Annotated in this window: 3 protein-coding genes and 1 pseudogene; all 4 read right to left on the bottom strand. The window is 61.7% G+C overall.

What is annotated here, in order from left to right; all coding sequences use genetic code 11:
- Positions 1-804: Hpt domain-containing protein (locus JWR14_RS36680; RefSeq protein WP_299719361.1), on the bottom strand; the 804-nt coding region annotated here is incomplete at its 3' end.
- A 126-nt stretch (positions 805-930) separates the two neighbouring features.
- Positions 931-1,311, bottom strand: a complete 381-nt coding sequence (locus JWR14_RS36675; RefSeq protein WP_299719359.1) for a response regulator — start codon at positions 1,309-1,311, stop codon at positions 931-933.
- Between the two features lie 82 nt (positions 1,312-1,393).
- Positions 1,394-2,383 carry a flagellar motor protein MotB gene (motB, locus tag JWR14_RS36670; protein ID WP_299719357.1) on the bottom strand — a complete coding sequence of 330 codons (990 nt, stop codon included), beginning with the start codon at positions 2,381-2,383 and terminating at the stop codon, positions 1,394-1,396.
- A gap of 33 nt (positions 2,384-2,416) precedes the next feature.
- A pseudogene (locus JWR14_RS36665) lies at positions 2,417-2,648 on the bottom strand (flagellar motor stator protein MotA); the annotation flags it as partial.

The raw sequence follows: 2,648 nt of genomic DNA, 5'->3' as shown, positions 1-2,648 counted from the left end.
ATCGATCACGAAACAGCACACGGCGACGATATCGTCGGAGGACACATCCGAGTCGAGCCACAACGTCAAATCGCTGCCCGACTTCAATTCCCCGACAACCGTACCCAGGTTTCCAAGCTCCTCGGTCAGCAGAGCCTGGTCCTTCTCCCCCACCCCCCGCAGCGTAATTTTCAGGTGAGGACCGTCTTGCCCGGCATTTTGGCTTGCGTCCGACGTTCCTTCGACGGCCGGAAATTCTGCCCACTCGCCGTCTTCCTCGACCGCCTCATTCGCTTGCTCGACAACATGCGGCGGCGGCTCGTTCGGCCCGAGCGCCAGCGCGACTTGCGCGAGATCCTGAGCGATGGCAGCGGCTTCGCTGAACGACTGCTCCGGCTGCGAAACTTCAGCGGCGGCGACTGCGCCGTCAGCAGGATCGTTGTCCCGCAAGAATTCAAGCTTCGCGCAGATCGCCTTCGCGGCCGCTGCGTCCGGCTCGGCACTGGCACGGTATGCATTGAGCTGATCTGACAGCACGTCCTTGGTTTCCAGGAACGTATCGATCATGTCGCGACGCAGGACCAGCTCGTTATTGCGCGCCCGGTCGAGCAGCGACTCGAGGATGTGCGTGGTCTCGGTCAGCGCCGAGAAGCCGAACGTGGCAGCGCCGCCCTTGATCGAATGCGCCGCGCGAAAGATCGCGCCGAGATCCTCGGGATCGGGGTTCGTCAGATCCAGCGCGAGCAGCAACTGCTCCATATCCGCCAGCAGCTCGTCGGCTTCGTCGAAGAATGTTTGATAGAACTGCGTAATGTCGAGTGTCATGCCTGGGTCACCACCGGATGCCTTGTCTGTCGTCGCTATGCGCGTCGTAGAAACTAATGTCTTCTCGTGCCTGATGCTTAATGCCTAACGTTTCGTGCCTGATGTTTCATGCAAAAATGGTTTGCTTCAGTGCGGGTGTTCCGCACCCGACAACGTGGCAACCAGTTCGGTCAGCATGTCGGGGTCGAATGGCTTTTCCATCCATCCCGTCGCGCCCACCGCGCGCGCTGCGGCTTTGAAGGGCTCGCCCGACTCGGTCGTCAGCACGAGGATCGGCGTGTTCGCATAGGCACGATGTCCGCGCAATTTCCCGATCAGTTCCAGGCCGCTCATCGCCGGCATGTTCTGGTCGGTGATCACGAGGTCGAACTGTTCGGCGAGCGCCGCTTCGTAGGCCTCTGCGCCATCCATGGCCAGCACCACGCGATACCCCGCCGCGACAAACGTCGCCGAGAGGATTTGCCGCATGGCAGCCGAGTCGTCGATAGCCAGAATGTTCTTGATCATGATGTGTGCCGCCCTCTGTCCGATGTTCTAGTCGTGCTCTCGTGCTCTTGTGCTTTCGTGAGCGTGTCTTGTGTTGCCGCTGTCACGGCACCGCCGGCCTGGCTGGCAATGCCGGCGCCAGCGAGCCGAGGTTGGGCTTGACGTCGGCCGGGCCACCCGGGCTGCCCGCGTTACTGGTAATCGTGGTCGCCGGCATGCTTTCGCGCGTCATGGACTCTTCCGACTTGTGGTTCAACACAAGAATGCTGATGCGCCGGTTCTCGGGATCGAAAGCATCCTGCTTGTTCAGGTTTTGCGTCGATGCCAGTCCAAGCACCCGCAGCACCTTCGATTCATCCATGCCGCCCGAGATCAGCTCGCGCCGCGACGCGTTCGCGCGATCCGCCGACAACTCCCAGTTGCTGTAACCCTTTTCACCGCCCGCATATTGCGTGGCGTCGGTGTGTCCCTGCACCACGATCCGGTTCGGCACGTCATTGAGCGCCTTGCCGATCTCGCGCAGGATGTCGCGCATGTAGGGCTCCACGTTGTTGCTGGCGAGCGCGAACATCGGGCGCTTTTGGGTATCGACGATCTCAATGCGCAGGCCCTGCTGCGTCGAATCAATCCGGATCTGCTGCCTGAACTGGCGCAACACCGGGTTCGCTTCGATCGCGGACATGAGCTTGATCTGCAAGTCGCGCAGACGGGCCTGGTCGCGGCGTTCGAGTTCGCCTTGCGCTGCCCTCAGCGTCTGCTCGTCGAGCCGGTCCACACGCCGCGTACCATCACTCATGCGGGTCGTGCCCGGCTCCGGGCTCGAAATATCGCGCCCGCCGCCGTCGATGATGCTGGAGTCCATGCCGCTCTTCTGCCCGCCCATGATCGCGTTCTTGAGCGGCATGTTGAAATACTCGGCAATCCCCTGGCGCTGCACCGGCGACACCGCGCTAAGCAGCCACATCAACAGGAAAAACGCCATCATCGCGGTCATGAAGTCGGCGTAAGCCAGCTTCCACGCACCGCCGTGGTGCGGCTTCTTGTTCGCTACGACGCGCTTGATGAAAATCGGACGATCTTTATTGGTCGGCATGGCGGGCTCGGGGCGCTCGGTCGCGAAAGGCGGTTACTTCGCCTTCACGCGGCGCACGTGTTCTTCCAGTTCGGAGAACGACGGACGCTCGGTGGAGAAGAGCACCTTGCGGCCGAACTCCACCGCGATAGCCGGTGCGTAGCCATTGAGGCTCGCCAGGATCGTCACCTTGATGCACTGGAACAACTTCGTCGACACCGCCACGAGCTGTTCCGCGACGCTAGCGAGCGGGCCGATCAGCCCATAGTACAACAAGATGCCGAGA

The organism is Caballeronia sp. (assembly GCF_028292365.1).
Classification (GTDB): Bacteria; Pseudomonadota; Gammaproteobacteria; order Burkholderiales; family Burkholderiaceae; genus Caballeronia.
This window is presented reverse-complemented; position numbering and strand designations above follow the sequence as displayed.

Bases quoted from the DNA above. Each gene is read 5' to 3' on its own strand.
- JWR14_RS36675 (WP_299719359.1), bottom strand. From the start codon at position 1,311: ATGATCAAGAACATTCTGGCTATCGACGACTCGGCTGCCATGCGGCAA.
- motB (WP_299719357.1), bottom strand. From the start codon at position 2,383: ATGCCGACCAATAAAGATCGTCCGATTTTCATCAAGCGCGTCGTAGCG.